This window comes from Roseimaritima sediminicola (genome assembly GCF_009618275.1).
Lineage (GTDB): Bacteria > Planctomycetota > Planctomycetia > Pirellulales > Pirellulaceae > Roseimaritima > Roseimaritima sediminicola.
This window is the reverse complement of record NZ_WIAD01000016.1, coordinates 1-22,885: the sequence shown is the minus strand read 5'-3', so window position 1 is coordinate 22,885 and position 22,885 is coordinate 1. Positions and strand designations below refer to the sequence as shown.

Genomic DNA, 22,885 nt, shown 5'->3' with positions numbered 1-22,885 from the left:
CCTGAAGTTCCGATTATGCGTCCGAATTGACCGAATAACCGTCGCTATTGTAATTTACGGCCCTGGATGCCCGCCACAATTCGCGCCGACAGGGCGCGAGGCATCCAGCGGGTAGCCAAGGTTCCCAACCGATTGCCCCATCCGGGCGTGCAATTCCGCTTGCCGCGGCGGAAGGCGCGGTGTCCGGCGGCGGCCACCCGATCCGCTGGCAGGCTGTTGCGGTCGAAAAAGCCCAGCGAATCGATTCCGCTGCGACTGGCGAACTCCGAGTCGACCGGTCCTGGGGCCAGCGAGGTGACCGTCAGCGGGGAGTCGCGGAGCTCGTGGCGGAGGGCGTCTGAAAACGACTGGACGTACGCTTTGCAAGCGTAATACACGGCCATCAGCGGTCCCGGCGGATAGGCCGCGACCGAGGAAACATTCAAAATCCCGCCTCGGCCGCCCTGGAGCATGCCCGGCAGCAGGCGATGGGTCAGCTCGGTCACGGCGGAAACATTGACGGCGATCATGGCCATCTGCAGGGGGCGTTTGGAATCGGCAAAGGGTCCGAGGATGCCAAAGCCGGCATTGTTGACCAATACATCGACCACCAAACCGCGACCGGCGATTTCCTCGCACAACGCCGCCGGCCCGTCGGGAGCGGCCAGATCCACCGGGATCACCTCCACACGCACGCCGTGACGCTCAACCAGTTTTCCCGCGACCTCGGTAAGTTCTTTCTCGCGACGAGCGGCCAGAATCACCGTCGCTCCGTCGGCGGCAAAGCACTCGGCCAACGCCGCACCGATTCCGGAACTGGCGCCGGTGATGAGCACCGTTTCAGGCGTTCGAATCGCATTGGTCATCGATAAAAACTTTTCGTTGGCACAGGATTGTAGCGCGACTCGGCTGGGACAGCCGAGCTACTTTGTGGCATAGGCTTCTAGCCTGTGAACATCGCGACTCGGCTAGGGCGGGTCGTAGCCGCCGCGGTTCCAGGGGTGACAACGGGCGATGCGGCGGACCGCTTTCCAGCCGCCGCGCAGCAGCCCGTAACGCTGCAGCGCCTCGATCGCATACTGGCTGCACGTGGGCGTGAACCGACAACACGGCCCGACCAGCGGGCTGATCCCCTGCTGGTAGAACCGAATCAGCGCGATCGCGAGGCGGCGAAACAAACCTACTGGGCCTCGCGATTCAGCGGTTCTTCGACCACGAACGCTTCGGGAAAGTCCGCAGCCTCGTGCCCGCCCCGCTCGGCCCAGCGTTTATTCTGCGAGCGGCCGCGTGGCTGATTCATGGGGATGTCCATGCCGCCGGTCTGACCGAGCATCGCGTACAGGCGGTTTTCCATCTTCTTGCCGATCTGGCGATACTGGGGGTCGTACAGCAAGTTCTTGGTTTCCCCTGGATCGGCTTGCAAATCGTACAGTTCGTCGGCGTCCCACAGGCCGTAGTACGTGATGTACTTGTAACGGTCACCGCGGAGGGCGAACTGGGTGGGGGTTTGGGGAAAGTTCTTCTCCCAGTAGTAAACGTACAGAAAATAATCACGCCACTGGGCATCGTCCTGATTCGGTAGCCGCAGGAAACTGCGTCCGTCCATGTAGTCCGGTGTCGACAACCCGGCGGCGTCCAGGATGGTGGGACCGACATCGATATTGCCGATCACCTGTTCCAAGACCTGGCCCCCGGAATACAGCTCGGGGCACTGCACCATCATGGGCACGCGGATCGAGGCTTCGTAGGAGACGCGTTTGTCGATCAGTCCGTGCTCGCCGAACATGAAGCCGTTGTCGCCCATGTAAATCACCAGCGTCTCGTCGTGCACGCCCATCTTCTTCAACTGGTCGAGAACACGGCCCACGCTGTCGTCCACCGCCAACAGGGATTCGCAGTAGCGGCGGTACAGGTAGTCCAGGCCTTTATCGCTGTGGTAGGAGAAATCGATCCCGTGCCAGCTGTTGCGTTGATCGCGGACCCAGCGGGGCGTATTGTTCTCGGCCGAGAGTGCCTCGCCGCGGGGCAGGAAGTCCAGGTTTGCCTCGGCGTAGCGACCGGCGTGCCGCTCGGCCGGCGTGAAATTGGCATGCACCGCTTTGTGCGACAGGTACAGAAAGAACGGTTTTTCGCTGTCGCGTTGTTCCAGCCACTGCACGGCGTAATCGGTCAATTCGTCGGTGATGTAACCGCGCTGGGGCACGCGTTTGCCGTTCACGTTCAAGGTGTATTTGGGCCCGGGCGCGAGGTAATGGCCTTGGCCGCGGAAACTGATCCAGTGATCAAAGCCCGGGCGGGGATCGTCGTGATGGCCTCCCATGTGCCATTTGCCGACGAAGGCTGTCTCGTAACCGGAACGCTGGAGGTACTGGGGAAAGAAAATCGTTCCCTCGGGCACCAAGCGATTGTTGTCGATCACGCGATGGCGATGGGTGTACAGCCCGGTCAGGATCGACGCTCGGCTGGGCGAGCACAGGGAGGTGGTCACCAAGGCGTTCTTGACGTGCACGCCGTTGGAGGCCAACGAATCCAGGTGCGGCGTTTCCAGAAACGGATGCCCCATAAACCCCATCGCGTCGTACCGATGATCGTCGGTCAAAATAAAAACGACGTTTCGGGGTTTCGCATCGGGACGTTGTTCGAGCGTGGGCAGGTCGGCCTCGGCCGCCTGCGTTTCGGCCGCGTTGTTCCCCCACAGCATTGCCAGACACCAGGCCGCCAGGATCAGCGTGGGACGAGAGAGCAGACAGGACATAGACAACCAACCCATTTTGCAAAACCAAGAGGAACGATCAGAAAACCGCCCTTGATGATAACCCGTCGCGCCGGCGGTCGGCTAGAATGGAAGACGCGCTGCGGTAACCGCGTCGCCGCGATTGCAGTGGCGTTTCCGCGACGGCCCTCGATGAGACGACACCCATGATTTTTTCTGGTTCCTTTGCAAACGCCCGTCACGAAGTCGACGGCCGCCAATCGGTTGGCGGGACCATTGCCGCGGTCCTGGCGGCGTTGATCATTCCGATCCTGATTGTTCTGATGGGATTGATCGCGTACGTCCTGGCCCCGGGCCTGAGTACCTCGCCGGTCGTGCTGGGCCGGCGGCTATCGATCCCGCTGCCGGACTCGTTGCTGGAGCGGACACCGACACAGCAGTTGATGGTATTGATTGCGATCGCGGCGGTCCTGGCGATCTGTCTGGCAGGTTTGCTGTGGCGAAATCAACTGGGGATGCTGCGCCGCAGCCGGCTGGTCATCGAACACTTTCATCGCCAGATCCTCGAGCGTTCCCTGGTCCGCGCCCAGCGCGAGGGCGCCAGCGCCCAGCGAGCGCGCGTGCAGGAATTGATCGCCCATCGTTTGCCGGTCCTGCGGTCCGGATTGGTGGCCTGGTGGCGGGTGGTGCCGCGAGCCGTATTGGTGCTGGTCGGATGCGTGGTGCTGGGCCTGTTGGTCGATATTTGGTTGGCGCTGTTGGCCGTGATCTGCGGCTTGATCGTCTGGCGGCTGTACGTGTGGCTGGCCGACGAGGAAACCGATCGCACGGTCGACTGGGAACTGGCCCGCAGCCAGAACCATCTGGTGGAGCTGGTGCAGAAGGCGCCGTTGTTGGCGAGATTGCAAAGTCAGGCAATCGTGGCCGAAGCGTTCGAGGCGGAGCTGCAGCGGATGCAGCGGCGTCACAATTACCTGGACAACCGCCGTTCGCGAGTCATTCCGGCCGTGGCCCTGGCCGCGCTGTTGGGCATCTGTTTGTTCCTGCTGGCCCTGGGCGTCAATCGTTTCAGCACCACCGACGCGCTGGGATTGCCCGCCGCGGTCGTGCTGGGGCTGTCCCTATCGGCGGTCGCCGTTTCGGCGCTGCGGATCGGACAAACGGTTTACCGGACGCGAGCGGCGGCCGATGCGGCCACGCAGATCTATCGCTTTCTGTCCAACGACCAAGACACCGATCCCGGCGAGCGGTTGGGGATTACGGGGTTGCGGGAGTCGGTGGACCTGGACAATGTCACCCTGACCAACGACGCCGGACGCGAGATCCTCAGCAGTCTGACGCTGCGTTTGCAACCCCGCAGTCTGGTCGCCGTGATGGGGACCGACCCGGTCAGCACGTCGGCGTTGATCGAGTTGTTGCTGGGATTCGGCCAGCCCTGCGGTGGCGGCATCGCCATCGATGGCCTGCCGATCGGCGAGATCCACACCAATTCCCTGTCGCGACAGGTGTCCTGGGTCGGTCAGGACGGGCCGATCTGGCACGGTACGGTGTCGGAAAACCTGCTGGGCAATCACGCCGGCGGCGGCGAAGCGGCGATGCAGGAAGCCCTGCGCCGGGTGGGCGTGTACGAAAAATTAAGTGACTTGAGCGACGGCCTGCAAACCGTACTCAGCCCCGACGACGAACGCCTGGACAGCTCGACCCGCTATGCGATCGGCGTGGCCCGAGCGCTGATTCGGCGACCGGCGATCGTCGTGGTGGAAGAGCCCGATACCGAGGAATCCTTCGACGACGACGCCTGTTTGGACGCCCTGTTATTCCTGGCCGAGAACGGTTCGCTGGTGATCATCCTGCCGCGGCGGCTGCGAACCCTGCGAGCGGCCGACCGCGTGATACTGCTCAATGGCAGCCGCTTGGCCGGTGAGGGCAAGCACGACCATCTGCTGGCCAACAGCGACCTGTACCGGCACTTGAACTATCTGCTGTTCAATCCCTACCGCAATCGCTGAACCGAGCCCCATAGTAGCACGGCCCCATAGTAGCACGGCTGTCCCAGCCGTGAATGAAGCTCCTCTCGGCTGGGACAGCCGAGCTACTTTGTGAAGCGGGATGCACGGCTCTTAAAAAGCGTTCTGCTCGATCGTGAATCCGTTGAAGGGAACGACACCGTAGATCCCGTTGGTGAAGACTTGTTGGACGAAATCGTTCAGCACGCGAATCGGCGACTTGGGCACGATCACGACGTCGCCGTCGCGCAGCCAGATCTCATCGGCCGGCGTGGGCCGTTTGCCCAGAACCGCGCCCTGCAGGTCCAGCATCGTGGCCACCAATCGCCAATCGTCGGCTCGCCGCAACACGACCACCTGTCGCATGTTGGCGCCGGGCAGGTACCCGCCGGCCATCGCGATCGCGCCGAGCACTGTGGTCGGGGCTTCCATCTGAAAGCGGTTCGAGGTGCCGACTTCGCCCAAGACATAGACAAAGTGCGGAGCCTGCTGGGCGAGGATCGGCTCGACTTCCAATCCGACCACGATCTGCTCGTACTGCAGGTTGATCTCTTCTTTCAGCTCGCTGAGTGATAAACCTTGTGCGCGGACCGATCCCACGCCGGGCAAGCGAATTTTTCCATCGGGCGTGACCCGCACGGTGACCGCTTGTTGCTGCAGACCGCTTTGGCCACCCACGGCGTTGCGGATGTCTTCGGCCAGGGTATTGGTTTTTACCGGCGTCACGTCGATGGCCGGTTCGTTGTAAAACCGTTGGTATCGTTTCTCCAGCAAGCGCCGCAGTTGATCCACCGTCAAACCGGCCGCGTGCACCTGCCCCAACAAACGGACGGTGATCGTCCCGTCGGGCTGAATCTGCAGTCCCGACTCCAGCGTGCCGCGTTGGAGGTCGTCATTGGAAATCGATTCGATCAGTACTTCGTCGCCCACGGTCAAGCGGTACTCGCCGGCGGTTTGCCGGCGAGTGATCAGGTAGATCAGCTGGACTTCGTCGCCCGGCCGCAAGCGGTACTGCGCCAGGTGCGCCAGCCGCGGCGGACCGGCGTACTCGCCCTGGGCATAGGGCTGGAAGTCCATGGGTTTCATGTCCTGCCAACGGGCTTCGGCTCCGCTGCACGTCTGGCTGTCGACCGCCTGCATGCAGGGCTGGCCGCGGCCGTCGCCGGCGCACAGCGGTGGGCCCTGGGCGCGGGCCGGACCGGCGACCGACGCGAGCAAAACGATCGCCGCCGCGAGCCCCGCTGTGAATCCGAATGTGCGTCGCCCAGGACTCCTGCGTCGATCCCTCACGCGACGCTGAGGCTCTGGACCGTGGCTCCGTTTGCCGGATTGTTGTTTCAGCGCATCCATGGCGAAACTCACTTCCAAAGTTCAGAAAGGGCACTGGCGACACGACCGACGACGCTCTCGGACTCGGCGGGTCGAGCCGGCTGGACCGGAGTCGGTTCGGCGGCCGGCCCGGCGGTGGCCTGGGGCAGCGGCCTGGCGGTGGCTTGGACTTGGCTGCCGGCCTGCAACTGCGGGGCGGCCTGCGACGCCGGCGCGGAGAGCGACGGCGGGGCCGGACCGATTGCGGGCCGGGACGGCAGCGACGTCGGCGGCGACATCGCGGCAAACTGCTGGGGGCTGAGGGCCAGCAGTTGCGGGGCCGCCGGCCGATCCTGGGGCAGGGTCGCCATTGCGGCGACCACCTGTCGCGCCGCGGCTACGTCGCCGCGTTGCCGCAGGGTCTCGGCCAAGTTCATCGCCGCCACCCGGCTCGGACGCAGCCGGTAACTGTGCGTGAGCGACCACTGAGCTTCCTCGAGCAATCCCTGGCGGAGCAACTGGTAGCCCAGTTCGTTGGCGACCACCGGATCATCGGGAGCCGCCTGCAGGGCCGCTCGCAGCAAACTGATGACTACCGCGTCGTTGACCGGCCCCTCGTTCGTCCCGGCCTCGCCGGCATCCCCGTCCGCTCCGGCTCGCCGCGTCTCGGCCAACACCATCAGGGCCTCGATCGCGATCGGATTGGCATCGGCTACCTCGGCGAACTTCGACCGTGCGAAATCCAAATACAGATCGATCGCGCGGCCTCCGTTCAGCCCCTGCGTGTCGCAGTGCTGCAGCACCGGCGTCTGATGCGACGCGACCAGCCGTGCGATCGCTTCGGGGCCGACCGGCCCATACTTGCCGGTGAAATGCTCCGCTTCACGCAGCGCCTGCTCGGCCTGCACCAGGGCGGTCGCCGAACGGACCGAGCCGTCCAGCAAATCGTTGGCGTCGGCGATCAGTGCCAGGGCTTGCCGAGCGCTCTGGCGGGCCGACAACCACGTGCCGCGACGGGTCTGCGCCCGCGCTTCGGCCAGTCGATCGGCCGCTTGCTGGGCCAGGCGCCGCGAGGTCAGCGTGGCGACCTGGGGGACCGGCGGCGGGGCGCTAGCATCGCGGTGCTGCGTCAGAATCTGACGGCTGACCTGACGAGCGATCCGCGACCGTTGTGAGTCGTCCGATTCATTCGGCGAACGCTGCGACACTGCCGCGTCTTCCCGTGCCGCGTCTGCCCGTGCCGCGTCTGCCGGTGCCGCGTCTGCCCGTGTCTGCTGCGCCAAGGATGGCAGCCGCACGGGCGGGGCCGGCGTCGAGGCGCGTGACGGAGCGGGGCGGTCGCGATCTGCCGGTTCTCGCACGGGCCGAAACGCGGCCACACGCTGCGGTTCGCGGATTGCCCCGGCAGGCGCCGCCTGGGCCTCCTGCTGGACCAGCACCGGTTCGCGAATCGCAAACGGATCGACCGGATCGCCAGCGGCTTGCGGCACCGCACCGGCCGCCACGACACAACCGGTCAGGATGCGCTGCAGGAGCTGGCGGCGACGTTTGCTGACATCCATGTCCACAGGTCACGATTCCGATTTGTAAGAGACGAACCGACGGCACCGCACAGCCACAGGCGGCAAGCCACGCGACGGCAAGCCACGCGGCTTCAGGCGAAGCTCACATGACGCGGTGACCGGTGCGCGGCCAGCCATCCATTGGTCGGCCACGGGGGCGAAGCGAAACCGCTTCCTGCTGTCTCCATCGGCCGTCGACACACAGAGGGGCATCAAAACCCGCTGGCCCCGGCCCCGAAACTCGGTTCGAGGCGAATCAATCCTTGCGAGGCCCATAACCCGTCGAGCCGTTACAACCGGACGGGATCAACCTGTGGCATAGGCTAGTCGTCCAGCACGTTCTTGTTGGTACCGGGTTTGGAGGGGTTGCGGCGAGTCAACCCGGCGCGATCCATCAGCGAACGGCGGAGCAGTTCTTCGGCGTCGTCGTCGTCCGGCGGCGGGGTGCCAAAGGCGCCCAGAGCTTGCGGATTGTATTCGACTTTATAGTCGTGCTTGGCGATCGACAGCACACAGCCCGGATCCAACCGCTTGCGAAAGATGCGTCGACCGTCCACCTTGGTACCGTTGCGGCTGTTCAGATCCCGGGCGAACCAGTACCCGCTCTCCAGAGAAAGCCGACAGTGTTGTCCGGACACATTGGCGAACTTCAACGAAATATCGCAGGCTTCGCGACGGCCGATGACCAGTTTGGATTTGAACAACGGGATCGGGTCGCCGCCACCACAGGGGACCAATTCCCCCAGGTCTTTGCCCTGTTCGGTATCGTGCGAAGAATCCGAGCGATCCGGGGACGATTGAAATGGCATGGTGCTAGACTGTTGCGAGAACCTGGTTTGGGTGGGAAACGTTTGCCACCGCTCTATTGTTTCTGATTCTCCCTGCGTGACAACGGATGGCAGTGAATAATCCCCAAAAAAGCGACAAGGGTACCGATACAAACGTACCTGCCCGAACACTCGACGCCCCGGAATCGCTGGCCTGGCAGCAGGAGGGGCTGGCCTTCAACGCGTTTGGGGCCTGGTTGCGGCGTCGGTTTGGGGGCCGCATCCAACGCGTCAGCATCGATGCCGGGTTTACCTGTCCCAACGTCGATGGTGCCGTGCTCCGCGGCGGCTGCAACTTCTGCGACAACCGCTCCTTCAGCCCCAGTCGCCGCGTGCGTTTGGCCAGCATGCTGGAACAGCTCCAGCGCGGCATCACTTCGGTTCGCCGGCGTTACACCAAAGTGGCCGGTTTCATCGCCTACCTGCAACCGGCCACCAATACCTACGGACCGCTGGACCAGCTGGAAACGCTGTACCGGGCCGCCCTGGACGCTTCGCCCGAGGTGATCGGGCTGGCCATCGGTACCCGCCCGGACTGTGTGCCCGATCCAGTGCTGGACTTGATCGATACGCTGGCGGCCGAGCACTATGTGTCGCTGGAATACGGCATGCAAACGGTGCACGACCGCAGTTTGGACTGGATGAACCGCGGCCATCACCACCACAGCATGGTTGATGCGATGCGGCGCAGCCGAGGTCGCCGGTTTGAAACCTGTGCGCATGTCATCTTGGGTATCCCGGGGGAATCCCACGCCGACATGATGCAGACGGCCCAGCAGATCGGTCCGCTGGGCGTCGATGCGGTGAAACTGCACAACCTGTACGCGGTCCGCGGCACGCCGCTGGGCGAGCAGGTGTTGGCCGGTGAGGTGAAGATGATGGCGCGCGAGGACTACATCCACAGCGTGGTGGATTTCCTGGAACGCATTCCCCCGCAGGTGATCGTCGAACGCGTCAGCGGAGACGCGCCGCCAGACTTCTTGATCGAACCCCAGTGGTGCTTGGAGAAATCGCTGCTGCGGCGTCAGATCGAAGCGGAATTCGCCCGCCGCGGAACGCGGCAGGGCGATCGCTATGACCGCTCGATCGCGGGCCTGCCGGCGGCCCCGGACGAGGCGGAAACGGAATCGTCGGCGGAAACCGCCGTGTCCGAAGAAACAAAAACGCCCAAGGAATTCAAAACGCCCGCGGAATTAAAAACGCCCGCGGGAGTGAGCACACCCGCGGGAGCGAAAGTGGCCGATCAAACGCCGGCCGCGATCCGGCAACGCATCGCGCGAGCGCGGACGCTGCCGGTGTTGAAGTTAAGCGACGAAACTTAGGTCAGCTTGGTTTTGCCGGGAATCGCGTAGGACGGTTCGGGCAGGCTGCCTTCCCACTTCAGGTTCTTGGGGAACAGGTCCAGGTTGGATTCCTTGGAGACGAAGTCCCAGGTCACGCGTTGACCGGTGTAGGCGGCCAGGCGTCCCATCGCGGCGGTCAGCGAGCTTTCGGCCGTCTCGCGCAGTTCCACGATCGGCTTGCCGCTGCGAATCGAATCGATCAGGTCCTTGTGCTCCTGCTTGTAGGCCGCGGCGATGCTGCCTTTCATCGACCAGATTTCTTTGCCATCGCGATCGGTGATCGTCGAACCGCCACTGCCGGCGTGGATCGTGGCGATGCCCTTGGTACCGTAGATCACGTTGCCGTTGTCGGTCTTGGTACCGGGGATCTGGCGGCACATGAACGACAGGACGCGATTCCCCGGATAGACGTAGTCGATCGCCATGCTGTCCCACATCTCGCTGCCTTCGGGACGCGTGAAGCGGCCCCCACCGCCGTAAGCGGTTTCCGGAGCTCCACCCATCACCCAGTTCATCACGTCGATGTTGTGGACGGCCTGTTCGCAGATCTGGTCGCCGGCCAACCAGGTGAAGTGCATCCAGTTGTAGATCTGGTACTGCACGTCGCTCATGCCTTCCTTGCGGTTCTTGAACCAGATACCGTTGGAGCAGTAGCGGCTGGTGGCGCTGACGATGTCGCCGATCATGCCTTCGCGGATCTTTTCGATCGCGCCGACGTAGTTGGTCTGACGACGGTACTGCGTGCCGGTCACGATCGCCGTGCCGTTCTCGACCGCTTTGTCGTGGGCTTCCAAACAGGTTTCGTAACCGGCGTGGTCGACGCACGAAGGTTTTTCCACGAACACATGCTTGCCGGCTTTGACCGCTTCGAGGGTGTGCAGCGGGTGGAAACCGGGCGGCGAAGCGATCAGGACCACGTCCACGTCGGGATCTTCCAAGACCTTCTTGTAAGCCTCCAGACCGGCGTGCATTTTGTCCTCACCGACGTCGACCTTGTCGCCGTGCTGCTGGGACATGCCGGCGGCGGTGTTCTTGCATTTCTGCAGATCGACATCGGCCATGGCGACCAGTTTGACGTTGTCGTTGATCGTCAGCGAATCGTTGATCGCTCCGGTCCCACGACCACCACAACCGATCAAGGCCAGTCGGATCACACGATTGGGATCTTCGCTTTGTCCGGCGGCGTAGACACCGCGCGGAGCGGCTGCGGCGGCCAGCAGCGAAGCGGAAACGGCGGCGCCGCTGCGTAGCGCGGTGCGGCGATTGGGTTGATCTTGGTTGCTCATAAATAGCCTCTGGTGAGGTGGAGTAAGGCGGGAAAGACGGATTCGAGGGTCGACCGGCCAGGAAAATCCGGCGGTCGCGGCCCGGAAACCGGACGCGGCAGGCGACCGGTCCACTCGATCCAGTCTAGCAGAATTCGCCAGCTTTCATCCTCACCATGGACGACTTAGTGTGATACAATTTGTGCGCTCTTCTTTGCCTGCTGTGCCACTTTCGGCCAGCTCGATCCGCGCTCTCGCTCGGCTGCTAAGTCTGCCTATGAAGCCTTCATTTGAAAAACTCGTCCCGGAAAGCGGGCAGTCGTTTCGATGTTTCGAGCGTTCGGCGCTGCAGTCGCCGGTCAAGTGGCATCGCCACCCGGAAATCGAGCTGACCTATATCGTCCAAGGCTCCGGTTCCCGCGTCGTGGGGGACCACATCGGCAGCTACAGCGACCATGATTTGGTGCTGAGCGGTTCGCAGCTGCCCCACACGTGGGACTCCGACGAGTTCCGGGGACAGCCCTACGACCGGCACGAGGCCTTCGTGATTCAGTTCCATCCGACGTTCCTGGGCGAGTCCTTTTTTGAGACCGCCGAGATGCAACGGATCGCCGCGATGCTCAAGCGGGCCTCGCGGGGACTGTGGTTCCCGCCGGAGATCGCGCAGACCGTCGGACGAGAGATCGTCGCCCTGGTGGCGGCCCGCGGTGCGGCCCGCTTGATCGGCTTGCTGAGCATCCTCGACTCGCTGTGTGACTGCGCGGCGGCCGTCCCCTTGGCCAGCGAACATTACGGTTCGCGTTTGGTGGACGAAAACAGCAACGTCAAGGAAACCAAGATCCAGACGGTCTGCGATCATATCGCCACGCATCTGCCGGATCCCGATTTGACCCACCGCCGCTTGGCGTCGATGGTCCAGATGAATCCCTCGGCGTTCAGCCGCTTCTTCAAGAAGTCGACCGGCCGAACCGTTTCGGCCTACATCAACGAGCTGCGCGTGGGGTTGGCTTGCCGGCTGCTGTGCGATACCGACGAGGCGATCCTGACGATTTGTCACCAGTCGGGTTTCGCCAACCTCTCGAATTTCAATCGCCGTTTCCGCCTGCTCCGCGAGATGACCCCGCGGGAATACCGGCTGCGGTTTCGCAAGGCGATCTAACGACGTCAGAACAGGCCGAGATCGTCTTCGAGGTCCGTTTTTCGCCGCGCCGCGCGGGTTTTGGTCCGCGCGGTTTCCGCTTGGCCCTCGGCCTCTGCGTCCCGGGTCGCCGTGGGCGTGTCGTCCAGGGGCTCGAGCACCGGATTGCCCTCGGCATCGAACCCCGACAATCGCTCGACGCGGCGCTGGGCGGCTTGCAGATGCCGATGGCATTCTTTCAGACGCTGGATGCCTTGTTCGTAGGCGTCCAGCGACTGTTCAAGCCCCAGGTCGCCGCTTTCCAGGCGGCCGACGATCTGCTCGAGCGACGCCAACGACGCCTCGAAACTTTGTGGCGGCTGCGTTTTGGCGGATGCCTTCTTCTTGGCCACGACTAGCTGCATCCCATGCTGTTGCCACAGTTGTGACAGAGGTAACAGTTGCCGTTGCGAACCGTGATGCTGCCACAGTTATCGCAGCTGGGCGCGTCGCTTTGGAAGCGAGCGAATTGATCGCTGCGTCCCCCGGCTCCGCCACCGCTCTCTTCCAGCCCCAGGTTCCGGCTCACCCCGGCTCGCTCCAGCGCCGCCAGGTCCAGTTTGGGCCCGGTGAATCGAGCGGACGTGCTGGTGGAATCGATCGCCGGTCCGTTGCCGCCCAGCGTGGCATTGGCGCCGTTGCTGGCGGTCGAACCGTTGCTGGCCGGCGTCCCAGTCTTGGGCTTGCTGTCGGCCGCCGGCGCGGCGGCCGCCGGCACACTGGCTTCGCGATACCCGGCCAGGAAATGGATGCCCAGGTAACGGAAGATGTAATCGACCACGCTCTTGGCGATCCGGATATCCGGGTTGGTGGTGTGGCCCATCGGTTCGAAGCGCGTATGGCTGAACTTGTTGACCAACACCTCCAGCGGCACGCCGTACTGCAGGGCCATGCTGATCGCCGTACCGAAGGCGTCCATGATGCCGCCGATCGTGCTGCCCTCTTTGGCCATCGTGATGAACAATTCACCGGGACGACCATCGGGATACAGTCCCACGCACAGGTAGCCCTCGTGGCCGCCGATGCTGAACTTATGCGTCAGGCTCTGGCGGGTGTCGGGCAAACGTTCGCGGCGGGGTTTGTAAACGATCTTTTCGACCGTCTTGGTGATCACCTCGGTGGCGGCCTGGACGTTCTTGTCGTCGCTCTTGGTGTTCAGCGGCTGCGACTGTTTGCTGCCGTCGCGGTAGATCGCGATCGCCTTCAGGCCCAGTTCCCAACCCCAGAAGTAGGCGTCGGCGATGTCCTGCGGCGTCACATCGTTGGGCATGTTGACCGTCTTGCTGATCGCTCCGGACAGGAACGGCTGGGCGGCGGCCATCATCGTCACGTGCGCCTGCCAGGGGATGCTGCGCACGCCACCGGCGGGTTTAAAGGCACAGTCGAACACCGGCAGGTGCTCATCGTCGAGGTCCGGAGCGCCTTCGATCGTATCGTTCTCGTCGATGAACTTGATGATCCGCTCGATCGCGTCGGCGTCGTAGCCCAGGGTTCGCAGGCCCGCGGCCACCGTACCGTTGACGATCTTCAACATCCCGCCGCCGGCCAGTTGCTTGTACTTGACCAGCGCGATGTCCGGTTCGATGCCCGTGGTGTCGCAGTCCATCATGAAACTGATCGTGCCGGTGGGCGCCAGCACGGTGGCCTGGGCATTGCGGAAACCGTTCTTCTCACCCAGCTCCAGCACTTTGTCCCACAGCTTGCGCGCGGCGTCCTTGAGTTCGGCCGGACCTTCGTCGCGGATCTCCTCGACGGCCTCGCGATGCATGCGCATCACACCCAGCATCGGTTTCTCGTTCTCGGCATAGCCGTCGAACGGTCCCACGACGCCGGCGATCTCCGCACTGGTCAGGTTGGCCGTGCCGTGCAGCAGCGCGGTCAACGATCCGCACAGGCTGCGGGCCGCGTCGGAATCGTAGGGTACGCCCGACGTCATGATCACACTGCCCAGGTTGCTGTAGCCCAGCCCCAGGGGCCGGAAGCGATGGCTGTTGGCCGCGATGTCGCTGGTCGGATAACTGGCGTGATCGACCAAGATCTCCTGGGCGATCAAGAACACGCGAGCCGCCGCCTGGAAACGCTCTGCATCGAACGTGCCGTCGGTGCGGACGAATTTCTGCAGGTTGATCGAGGCCAGGTTGCAAGCCGTGTTGTCGAGGAACATGTACTCGCTGCACGGGTTCGATGCGTTGATGCGGCCGCTGTTGGGACAGGTGTGCCAGCGGTTGATCGTCGAATCGTACTGCACGCCGGGGTCGCCACAGTGCCAGGCACACTCGGCCATTTGATTCAACAGCTCTTTGGCGTCGTATTCCGGCGGATCCAAGTCGCCGACGCGGGGATCGATCCAGCGCGTCTTCCAGCGTTTTCCGTCGCGAACCGCTTCCATGTAATCGTCGGTCACCCGCACCGACAGGTTGGCGTTCTGGAAGCACACCGAGGAGTAGGCTTCGCCGTTGAAGTTCGACTCGTAACCCTCGCGGATCAAAGCGTGAGCCTTCTTCTCCTCGTTCCATTTGCTCTGAATGAATTCCAGCACGTCCGGATGCCAGATCTTCAACGACTGCATCTTGGCGGCCCGCCGCGTCTTGCCGCCGCTCTTGACCACGCCGGCGATCGAATCGTAGACCCGCATAAAGGACAGCGGGCCCGAGGGCGTACCGCCACCGCTGAGCCGCTCGCGGCAGGAGCGGATCGTCGAGAGGTCGGTGCCGGTGCCGCTGCCGAATTTGAACAACATCGCTTCGCTGCAGGCCAGCCGCATGATGTCTTCCATGTTGTCCTCGACCGACTGGATGAAACACGCCGAGCCCTGCGGGAACTCGTACGGGTTTTCCGGTTGGTCGACTTCGCCCAGCTCGCGGTTCCAGTGCCAGTTGCACTTGGCACCCTCGACGCCGTACTGGTGGTACAGCCCCACGTTGAACCACACGGGGCTGTTGAACGCGCCGTGCTGATGCAGGCACAACCAGGTCAGATCGCGATAGAAGTTCTCGCCGTCCTCGGCGGAATCGAAATAACCGTCCTGCAGTCCCCAGTCGGCGATCGTGCGGGTCACCCGGTGCACCAACTGACGAACACTGCTCTCCCGCTCGCCGGGATTCTTGGGGTCGCCGTAGAAGTACTTGCTGACCACGACGTTGGTCGCCAACTGCGACCATTTGGCCGGAACCTCGCAATCGTTCTGCGCAAACAGGGCGTTCCCCGATTCGTCCTTGATCGTCGCGCTGCGAAGCTCCCACTCGGTCGTGTCGAAGGGGTTGTCGACATCGGTCGGACAGAACTGAGGCGAAACCTTCAGTCCCGGCCCCTGCACCTCAAGCGCCGCTCCGAACTGCTCGCGAGCGTACTCGATGCCCTGTTGCTCTTGCAGTCGCGTGTCGAGATCCGGACGCGCAGGTGTGGAAATGACCGATGCCATATTGAAGACTCCTAAGGGTTCGTCCGTGGACTGCGACTCGTCGCGATGGTTCGATTCTGCGTCGTGCAGGGCGAGCGAGAGCAGCCAAGCGAGAAAGAAAGACCAGTGACCGCACGTATATCACTCTAGCGCCCAGTGCGTCAAAGCCAAGCGAGGGGAAACCGCCCCGTTACTTCACCTGACCCGAACATTGATAGCAAAGAGCAAAAACACTACCGGTAGTGCTGTCATTGACCGGCAACCACTACATGCGGGATTTGCAACACTGTAGCGATCGGCTTAGGGGTGTCAAATCCAATCCTGACAAACGCCCAAGCCCTTGCGGGTAGAGCACTTACATCGCTAGCAAAAACCGAGCGGAACGGGTCCCCCCAGCACGCTAGCGGGCGCAACTCGTTACCCTGTCGCCGGTTAGGAAGAATGACCGGCGCTCTCAACGCGGCTGGGGAAAACCTGTCGAAAAGGAAAAAGATTTGTCTCCAGCCGACGGGCCTGAGAGGGGCTGGGCAAAGCTTGCCGGCCAGGGCAGAAAGAGGGCCGGCGAGGCGACCGCGCGACACGGCGGAAGTGCTAGCAACGGCCGACAAAACACCGGCCATTCGGGGGATCGGACTGCGGCCAGAGACGAAACAATCGCGTGCCGAAACAGAGGAAACCGCCGCCGAGAAAAGCTTCAGAAAACCGTGCTATCAAAGACAGCACATGGACATTTGGGTTTTCCCACGGGGTTTTTCTGCGGCGTGCCGTTCAGGGTTTTTGCGGCTTGCACAGCAGGCGTTTGCGGCTGGCAGCACGCCCGCATTTGCGGCACACAAAACGGGCCGCCCGGGCTTCGGCCAACAGCTGCGGCAGGTGCGCCGCAACGACGTCCTTCTTCCATTTGCAGATGGAATTCTTGGGAAGCCGGTCGGCGTCGGGACGGTCGTCGGAATGGGATGGGGAACTCAGGAGCGGATTTCCTTGGATGCAATGGGGTTCGGCTGACTTTAAAGGATTCTATCGTGTAGGGTGTTTTAAGAGATCTGAGCAGCCCACCGACGGGCTCTCCCATTGTAGTTCCCTTGGATACAGCTACCTTTTTCCCGTTGATTGGCCTGTAACTGAATCCGTAGAACCCGGTGGTTGACGCTCGCGATGGAACTTCTTTCGTATCTGGCTCTGGTGCCGGCTTTGGGCATTCTGGCCCAGTGGCTCGCTTGGCGCACTCGCTTGCCTTCGATCCTGTTGCTGCTCCTGTTCGGCATCGCCCTGGGACAGTTTATCAATCCCGACCAGTTGCTCGAGGATCTGACCGGAGCGGCGAAGCTGGAATCGTTGACCGGCGAGGCCTCGCAGGTCGGGCCCGCGCTGCTGTTTCCGCTGGTGTCGCTGTCGGTGGCCGTGATCCTGTTTGAAGGCGGCCTGTCGCTGCAACTGCGCGAGCTGGGCGAGGCCGGTTCGCCGACGTTCCGGTTGGTCACCGTGGGGACCCTGATCACGCTGGGGCTGACCGCGATGGCGGCTCACTGGATTCTGGAATTTCCCTGGCGATTAAGTCTGTTGCTCGGGGCGATCCTCACGGTGACCGGGCCGACGGTGATCGGCCCCTTGCTGCGGCAGATCCGTCCCAGTCGCCGCGTGGCTTCGACCCTGAAGTGGGAGGGCATTGTGATCGATCCGGTCGGCGCGGTGCTGGCCGTGTTGGTCTTTGAAGAGATCGTGATCAGCCAGAGCGAATCGCTGGACTTCTTCGGCACGGTTTGGTTGCTCAGCAAGACCGTGCTGTTGGGCGTGGTGCTGGGGATTTCGGGCGGAATGTTCCTCTCCCATGCCCTGCGTCGATACTGGATGCCTGACAATTTGCACGGCATCGGCGCCCTGGGCCTGGCCTTGCTGTTGTTTGCCATCAGCAATCACTACGCCCACGAATCGGGTTTGATCACGGTGACGGTCATGGGGCTGTGGTTGGCCAATCAGAAGCACACCGAGATCGAGCACGTGATCGAGTTCAAGGAGCATCTGAGGACGCTGCTGATCGGCTGTCTCTTTATTCTGTTGGGCTCACGTTTAGACCCCATGGAAGTGGTGCATCTGGGCGTTCCGGGCATCTTGTTCTTGGTCGTGATGATCCTGTTGATTCGCCCGCTGTCGGTGTTCGCTTCGTTATGGGGCACGCCCCTGTCGTGGCAGGAAAAGTCCTTTATCTCGTCGATGGCGCCGCGCGGCATCGTGGCTGCGGCGGTCAGCAGCGTGTTTGCCCTCAAACTGCAAACCCACGGCGGCGGCGATGGTTCGCTGGACCTGTACGGCCAGCACGCCGCTCAGTTGAGCACGGTGACCTTCCTGGTGATCATCGGCACGGTCACCCTGTACGGTCTGGTCGCCGGCACGGTTGCCCGCAATCTGGGGCTGGCGCGTCCCAATCCTCAGGGTCTGTTGATCGCCGGTGCCGACGCCTGGGTGCGGCAACTGGCCAAGGTGCTGACCGAACTGAAAATCGACGTGCTGTTGGTCGACTTGAACTACAACAAAGTGGCGGCGGCCAAGATGGACGGGATCCGGGCCGAATGCCTGAACATCCTGAGCGATCACGTTCAACAGGAATTACCGCTGGACGGGATTGGCAAATTCCTGGCCATGACGCCCAACGACGAGATCAACTCGTTGGCCGTTCACCAATTCCAGTCCTTGTTCGGCCGCGCCGAATCCTATCAACTGGACTTCACCAAACGCTCGAAGTCCGAACTGCGTTCGCTGTCCGAATCACTCAGCGGCCGCATTCTGTTTGAGGAGAAGCGTACGTTCAGCTCGTTCCGCGACCGCATGGAAGCCGGGGCCGTCATCAAGACGACCACGCTGAGCGACGAATTCACGTTTGAAGATTTCCGCGAGCGCAACGGCGACGATGCCCTGATCCTGTTCGTGCTGTCGCCGCAGGGCAAGGTGCAGGTCAACACGTCCGACCGCGAGCTCGAGGCGAACCCGGGTGATAAACTGGTCGTCATGGTCTTGGCGGTCCCCGTCCCCGAGGACCATGCCGCGACCCCCTCGCCGCAACCGTCCTCGAGCCACCCGAGCGGCTGATCACTCTGCCGGCCCGCCTGTTCCTATCATTGCCAGTTACCAGGGTTCTTGACGATGCTCCCTCCGCGTTCGCTGCAGCGTTTCTACGCGCGTTCGGTGTTTTATCCCACGCTGTGGTGGAACATGCTGCACGGCCGAGTCCTGAAGGTCCGCAGCTGGTCGACGCGGGTCGATCCGCATCTGATCGTCGGCGCCTATCCCTTTGCTCGCGACGTGCCGCGGATGACCAGCGAGGGCGTCAAAGCGGTGGTCAACACGTGCGAGGAATATCCCGGTCCGCTGGACGCCTACCGCTTGGCCGGGATCGAGCAATTGCACATCCCCACGGTCGACTTCACCCACCCGCGTCTGGAGGACGTCCAGCGGGCGGTGGAATTCATCCAGGACCACGCCGCCGCCGGCAGCACGACCTACGTGCACTGCAAGGCCGGTCGGGCGCGCAGCGCTACGGTGGCCCTGTGTTGGATGGTCAAGTACCGTCAGTTGTCGGCCGAAGAGGCGCAAGCCCAGCTCTTGAAATTGCGGCCGCACGTCAATCCCCGCGTCGCCCGCCGACCGGTGGTCCAGGCGTTCATCGAAGGGCTTTGAGCGGCCGCATGACCTGGGTCGGGTGAGCGTAGATGCCGGGGTCCGGCATGGCGTCCGCATCTTGCGGTACAACGCCCCGGATGCGGCACAACGGCCCGGGTGCGGCACAACGGCCCGGGTGCGGCCTCCGCTACAACGGTTCGGCTCGGTACTCCGGACCCACAGCCATCCGTACGGCTTGGGGGACGGCGCGGAAGACCGTGGGTTGTTCCAGCAGCGTTTCGCCATCGATCGAAAAGCGGAGCGTCGGCGTGCTCTCGAACCGGACGCTGTGGGCTTGGCGATAGTGCACCTGATCGCTTGCCAGGTAATCGGAAATGGCGTACTGCACCAACAACGAAGGAAGGTCCAGGATGTCGCCGTCGCGGATCAGGATCACATCCAACAGACCGTCTTCCGGGTTGGCGCGGGGGGCGACCTGCAGGTGGCCGGCGTTGGTACGGCCATTGGCGACGATCACATTCCAAACCGTCATCCGCTCGGGCGGCTGGGCGTCGATCGTGACGGTCGTCTCAAAGGCTTGCAGATCGGTGATCACGTTCAACGCCCCGCGCAGATAACACAGCGGTCCCCAGCGACGTTTCAGCTCGCTGGTCAACTGCCGGGTCACTTCATGGCTGTTGCCGCCGGCGGCGATATTGGCGAACCATCGCCGCTGGCCGCCCGCTTCGTACTCGATCACGTCCAGCGTCCGGCGTGGTCCGCTGAGGGCGACGCCGGCGGCCAACATCAGGTCTTCGGGAATCGCCAGGGTCTGCGCGAAATCGTTTGCGGTTCCAATCGGCAAGACGGCAAAGCTGGGGCGGGGCGTGTGCTGCATGATCCCGTTCAAGGCGACGTTCACCGTGCCGTCGCCCCCGGCGGCGATCACATGCCGAAACCCCTCGGCTGCGGCGCTGGCAGCCAACCGGCAACAATGCTGGGAGTTCTCGGTATCGACCAGCTTGACGGTCGGCAACCGCTGGAACTGTTCGCGCAGCGCCGTGCATCGAGCGGCGCATCCCGAGGCAGGGTTCCACAGCACCAAGGTTGGTTCACCATCGACCGGAGCGATTTCGCGGAAGTCGTCGGAGAGGTTCAAAGGCGAGGTCGCTTTGGCTGGAGTCAGGAAGCGGACGAAACACCCAAAACAAGGGTAAAATGATGGTAGCGTCCTGCCCAGGGGAGCCCCGCGATGCGGCTACGAAAAAAGCCGCTGCGTGAAATCACGCAGCGGCTTTTTTTTCAGTCGGGGCGACACGATTCGAACGTGCGACCTCCTGCTCCCAAAGCAGGCGCTCTAGCCAGGCTGAGCTACGCCCCGCGGCGTTTCGGCACGGCCCGCTTTTCAGACCCGGCGTAAACCGGGCGGGCCATCTTAACCGGGCGGGCCATCGAAGGGGAAGTGTAGTTTGCCCGCCGGAATTTGAACAGGCGGGTGGAGTCCTTTTTCGGCTTTCCTTTAGGCCGCCGCCGCCCGTTCGCTGGCCATCAACTGTTGCAGCCGCTCGAATTCTTCGGGGCTGGAAAAGTGGATCGTAATCTTGCCGCGTCCCTTGGCCGTTTCGCGGATCTCGACCTTGGTCCCCAGCTGCATCCGCAGGTCCTGCTGTAGAGACTGGATGTGCGGCGAAACGGTTCGCCGGTTTTTCTTGGCGGCCGGCGGGGCCGGGATTCCGTTCTCGGCTTCGTCCTCGGCTTGCAGGAGGGCCGCAACGTGGTGTTCGGTGGCCCGCACGCTCCACTTCTCGTCTTCGATCTGCTTGGCCAGCTGGACCTGCTGTCGTTCATCGCCCAGCGGCAACAGGGCCCGGGCGTGGCTGCTGGTGATGCGTTCGGCATTGACCTGATCGATCACCGCCTGGGGCAGTTCCAACAGCCGCATCAGGTTGGCGATCGTACTGCGATCGATCTTCAGTCGCTGGGCAAATTCATCCTGGGTGCACTGATGCTGGTCCAGGTAGCGGCGGAAGGACATCGCCTTTTCGATCGCGTTGAGGTCCTTTCGCTGCAGGTTTTCGATGATCGCCAGTTCGGCGACCAACCGGTCGTCGGCCTCGCGAATGTCCGCGCGCACGGTCGGCAAGCCGGCGTGGATGCAGGCCCGAAGCCGCCGTTCGCCGCTGATCAATTGGTACCGCTGGCCGACCTTGCGGACGATCACCGGTTGCAGTTGCTCGTGCTCCTTGAGGCTCTCGGCCAGCGAGGCGATCTCCGACTCGTTGAACTCCCGCCGCGGCTGGAACGGGTTGTTATCGATTTCGTAGACGCTCAGTTCGACACTGCGGTCGCCGACGCTGGCGGCCTGGGCGGTAGCCGGAGCCGGCTCGGTTGCCACCTCGGCCTTCTTCGCTGCCGCCTCGGTCTTGTCCTTCCCGCCGGCCGGCTTGGCCCGTTGGCTGGGCCCTTCGCCGGCGGCCGGTTTCGCCTCGGCGGCCGCGGGTGCCGGCCGTTCGTTCAGCGGATTGGGTTCTTCGTCCAGGGGCGTGCCTAACAGGGCCGCCAATCCTTTGCCGAGACGACGGTCTTTCGAACCGGTGGGATTACTCACGTTCAAGCACCTCCATGCATAGTTGGGTATAAGCAAACGCACCGCGACTGCGGGGCGAGTATTCAAACACGCTCTGTCCGTGGCTGGGCGCTTCGCTCAGCGAGACGTCGCGAGGCACGACCGTGTCAAAGACAATGTCGCCGAAGAACTCGCGGACTTCCTGGTCCACCTCGTGGGTCAGTTCCAGCGACGGATCGTACATCGTCAGCAGGATTCCGCCGAAGGTCAGCCGGCCGTCCGTCTGATGGATCGCTCGGCGGATGACCTGGATCAATTGGGTCAGCCCTTCCATGGCGAAGTACTCGCACTGGATGGGCATCAACACCTCGGTACTGGCGGCCAGGGCCGCCTGGGTTAATGTCCCGATGCTGGGCGGACAGTCCAACAGGACGTACTGGTAGGCATGCACGCCTTCGTCCAGGTGTCGCCGCAGGCGATCGGCCTCGGGGCCATCGGTCTTGGCCAATTGATCGACGTCGTGGAACGTTCGGCTGCCCGGCAACAGATGCAGGTCGGCGATGTCGGTCTCCACGATGCTGTCGCGGATCGGCTGGTTGCGGACCAGGGGATGGCCTTCGGTGGGGCGACAGCCCAGGGCGCCGGTCGCATTGCACTGCGGGTCCATATCGATCAACAACACCCGCTGGCCGGCCAGAGCCAGTGCTGCCGACAGATTTACGGCGGTGGTCGTTTTACCGACGCCACCTTTCTGATTTGCAACACAGAGGATCTTGTTCACAACCGTCACTGCCTGAAGCGGCATCCTTGCACAGACATGTTTCGGCAACCGACGCGTCCCAGCCCGCCGTGGCCCGGGGCCGGTCGGGTGCCGAACGCATTGTAAGCGGCAGAGGGCAACGAGCAGAATGCCAGTTTCACGCGAAACCTACCCCACCGAAACGTTCGTTTCACACGGAACAAGCGGCAGCCTTTGCACCGCGGAGGTCGCTCGCAGCAGAACTCGTAGCTGAACTCGCCGGAGTTTGGACATGCGGTCTCAAACTCTGGCGACTTCGGTGACGGGCGTCCTACCTCGGATTAAGCACGTCGGCATGAATCTTTCGGTGAAACCCCGCGACAACACCCTCCCGCGCAGCGGGAGG

The 22,885-nt window shown here is 63.1% G+C and carries 18 protein-coding genes and 1 tRNA gene; 6 read left to right on the top strand and 13 right to left on the bottom strand.

The window, feature by feature from the left end; genetic code table 11:
- Window positions 1–44: 44 nt before the first annotated feature.
- From GE027_RS10175 to GE027_RS10165, 3 genes are all read right to left on the bottom strand, one after another.
- Complete coding sequence (locus tag GE027_RS10175; RefSeq protein ID WP_153557088.1) at window positions 45–845, bottom strand: SDR family NAD(P)-dependent oxidoreductase; 801 nt, start codon at window positions 843–845, stop codon at window positions 45–47.
- A 102-nt stretch (window positions 846–947) separates the two neighbouring features.
- A complete protein-coding gene (gene yidD / locus GE027_RS10170) occupies window positions 948–1,157 on the bottom strand; it encodes a membrane protein insertion efficiency factor YidD (RefSeq protein ID WP_153557087.1) in 210 nt (69 codons plus the stop codon).
- Between the two features lie 2 nt (window positions 1,158–1,159).
- Complete coding sequence (locus GE027_RS10165; RefSeq protein ID WP_237607453.1) at window positions 1,160–2,680, bottom strand: sulfatase family protein; 1,521 nt, start codon at window positions 2,678–2,680, stop codon at window positions 1,160–1,162.
- Between the two features lie 218 nt (window positions 2,681–2,898).
- Here GE027_RS10165 and GE027_RS10160 point away from each other — a divergent pair, with 218 nt between their 5' ends.
- Window positions 2,899–4,701, top strand: a complete 1,803-nt coding sequence (locus GE027_RS10160) for an ATP-binding cassette domain-containing protein (RefSeq protein ID WP_153557085.1) — start codon at window positions 2,899–2,901, stop codon at window positions 4,699–4,701.
- A gap of 111 nt (window positions 4,702–4,812) precedes the next feature.
- On the opposite strand, the gene GE027_RS10155 is transcribed toward GE027_RS10160, so the two are convergent.
- From GE027_RS10155 to GE027_RS10145, 3 genes are all read right to left on the bottom strand, one after another.
- Entirely contained in the window at window positions 4,813–5,916 is a 1,104-nt protein-coding gene (locus GE027_RS10155; protein ID WP_237607442.1) for a polysaccharide biosynthesis/export family protein, read from the bottom strand.
- A 140-nt stretch (window positions 5,917–6,056) separates the two neighbouring features.
- Entirely contained in the window at window positions 6,057–7,568 is a 1,512-nt protein-coding gene (locus GE027_RS10150; RefSeq protein ID WP_153557083.1) for a tetratricopeptide repeat protein, read from the bottom strand.
- Between the two features lie 323 nt (window positions 7,569–7,891).
- A complete protein-coding gene (locus tag GE027_RS10145) occupies window positions 7,892–8,377 on the bottom strand; it encodes an FHA domain-containing protein (RefSeq protein WP_153557082.1) in 486 nt (161 codons plus the stop codon).
- A gap of 92 nt (window positions 8,378–8,469) precedes the next feature.
- On the opposite strand from GE027_RS10145, the gene GE027_RS10140 reads away from it, so the two are divergent.
- Window positions 8,470–9,717 carry a TIGR01212 family radical SAM protein gene (locus GE027_RS10140; protein ID WP_390621583.1) on the top strand — a complete coding sequence of 416 codons (1,248 nt, stop codon included), beginning with the start codon at window positions 8,470–8,472 and terminating at the stop codon, window positions 9,715–9,717.
- On the opposite strand, the gene GE027_RS10135 is transcribed toward GE027_RS10140, so the two are convergent.
- Complete coding sequence (locus GE027_RS10135; RefSeq protein ID WP_153557080.1) at window positions 9,714–11,024, bottom strand: Gfo/Idh/MocA family protein; 1,311 nt, start codon at window positions 11,022–11,024, stop codon at window positions 9,714–9,716. The two genes, GE027_RS10140 and GE027_RS10135, sit on opposite strands and share 4 nt — an antisense overlap.
- A 256-nt stretch (window positions 11,025–11,280) precedes the next feature.
- On the opposite strand from GE027_RS10135, the gene GE027_RS10130 reads away from it, so the two are divergent.
- Window positions 11,281–12,162, top strand: coding sequence for an AraC family transcriptional regulator (locus GE027_RS10130; RefSeq protein ID WP_153557079.1), 882 nt, complete (start codon window positions 11,281–11,283; stop codon window positions 12,160–12,162).
- Between the two features lie 5 nt (window positions 12,163–12,167).
- Here the strand turns inward: GE027_RS10130 and xseB are convergent, their stop codons facing one another.
- Window positions 12,168–12,533 (bottom strand): exodeoxyribonuclease VII small subunit, encoded by a 366-nt coding sequence (xseB, locus tag GE027_RS23720; protein WP_390621581.1) that lies wholly within the window; start codon window positions 12,531–12,533, stop codon window positions 12,168–12,170.
- Between the two features lie 2 nt (window positions 12,534–12,535).
- Window positions 12,536–15,601 (bottom strand): vitamin B12-dependent ribonucleotide reductase, encoded by a 3,066-nt coding sequence (locus GE027_RS10120; protein ID WP_153557077.1) that lies wholly within the window; start codon window positions 15,599–15,601, stop codon window positions 12,536–12,538.
- 420 nt (window positions 15,602–16,021) lie between these two features.
- On the opposite strand from GE027_RS10120, the gene GE027_RS10115 reads away from it, so the two are divergent.
- From GE027_RS10115 to GE027_RS10105, 3 genes are all read left to right on the top strand, one after another.
- Window positions 16,022–16,585, top strand: coding sequence for a hypothetical protein (locus GE027_RS10115; RefSeq protein WP_153557076.1), 564 nt, complete (start codon window positions 16,022–16,024; stop codon window positions 16,583–16,585).
- Between the two features lie 150 nt (window positions 16,586–16,735).
- Window positions 16,736–18,664, top strand: a complete 1,929-nt coding sequence (locus GE027_RS10110) for a cation:proton antiporter (protein ID WP_153557075.1) — start codon at window positions 16,736–16,738, stop codon at window positions 18,662–18,664.
- A 54-nt stretch (window positions 18,665–18,718) separates the two neighbouring features.
- Window positions 18,719–19,252, top strand: a complete 534-nt coding sequence (locus GE027_RS10105) for a dual specificity protein phosphatase family protein (RefSeq protein WP_153557074.1) — start codon at window positions 18,719–18,721, stop codon at window positions 19,250–19,252.
- A gap of 130 nt (window positions 19,253–19,382) precedes the next feature.
- On the opposite strand, the gene GE027_RS10100 is transcribed toward GE027_RS10105, so the two are convergent.
- From GE027_RS10100 to GE027_RS10085, 4 genes are all read right to left on the bottom strand, one after another.
- A complete protein-coding gene (locus GE027_RS10100) occupies window positions 19,383–20,333 on the bottom strand; it encodes a diacylglycerol/lipid kinase family protein (RefSeq protein ID WP_162006665.1) in 951 nt (316 codons plus the stop codon).
- A 147-nt stretch (window positions 20,334–20,480) separates the two neighbouring features.
- A tRNA-Pro gene (locus GE027_RS10095) sits at window positions 20,481–20,555 on the bottom strand.
- A 138-nt stretch (window positions 20,556–20,693) separates the two neighbouring features.
- Window positions 20,694–21,782: a ParB/RepB/Spo0J family partition protein gene (locus tag GE027_RS10090; protein ID WP_237607441.1), complete on the bottom strand. Its 1,089-nt coding sequence runs from the start codon at window positions 21,780–21,782 to the stop codon at window positions 20,694–20,696.
- A complete protein-coding gene (locus GE027_RS10085) occupies window positions 21,775–22,521 on the bottom strand; it encodes a ParA family protein (RefSeq protein WP_202617381.1) in 747 nt (248 codons plus the stop codon). Before GE027_RS10085 ends, GE027_RS10090 begins: the two co-directional genes overlap by 8 nt.
- Window positions 22,522–22,885: the final 364 nt, after the last annotated feature.

Coding starts and splice junctions, on each gene's coding strand:
- GE027_RS10175 (WP_153557088.1), bottom strand. CDS start 845: ATGACCAATGCGATTCGAACGCCTGAAACGGTGCTCATCACCGGCGCC.
- GE027_RS10165 (WP_237607453.1), bottom strand. CDS start 2,680: ATGCTGTGGGGGAACAACGCGGCCGAAACGCAGGCGGCCGAGGCCGAC.
- GE027_RS10160 (WP_153557085.1), top strand. CDS start 2,899: ATGATTTTTTCTGGTTCCTTTGCAAACGCCCGTCACGAAGTCGACGGC.
- GE027_RS10150 (WP_153557083.1), bottom strand. CDS start 7,568: ATGGATGTCAGCAAACGTCGCCGCCAGCTCCTGCAGCGCATCCTGACC.
- GE027_RS10145 (WP_153557082.1), bottom strand. CDS start 8,377: ATGCCATTTCAATCGTCCCCGGATCGCTCGGATTCTTCGCACGATACC.
- GE027_RS10135 (WP_153557080.1), bottom strand. CDS start 11,024: ATGAGCAACCAAGATCAACCCAATCGCCGCACCGCGCTACGCAGCGGC.
- GE027_RS10130 (WP_153557079.1), top strand. CDS start 11,281: ATGAAGCCTTCATTTGAAAAACTCGTCCCGGAAAGCGGGCAGTCGTTT.
- GE027_RS10120 (WP_153557077.1), bottom strand. CDS start 15,601: ATGGCATCGGTCATTTCCACACCTGCGCGTCCGGATCTCGACACGCGA.
- GE027_RS10115 (WP_153557076.1), top strand. CDS start 16,022: ATGACCGGCGCTCTCAACGCGGCTGGGGAAAACCTGTCGAAAAGGAAA.
- GE027_RS10110 (WP_153557075.1), top strand. CDS start 16,736: ATGGAACTTCTTTCGTATCTGGCTCTGGTGCCGGCTTTGGGCATTCTG.
- GE027_RS10105 (WP_153557074.1), top strand. CDS start 18,719: ATGCTCCCTCCGCGTTCGCTGCAGCGTTTCTACGCGCGTTCGGTGTTT.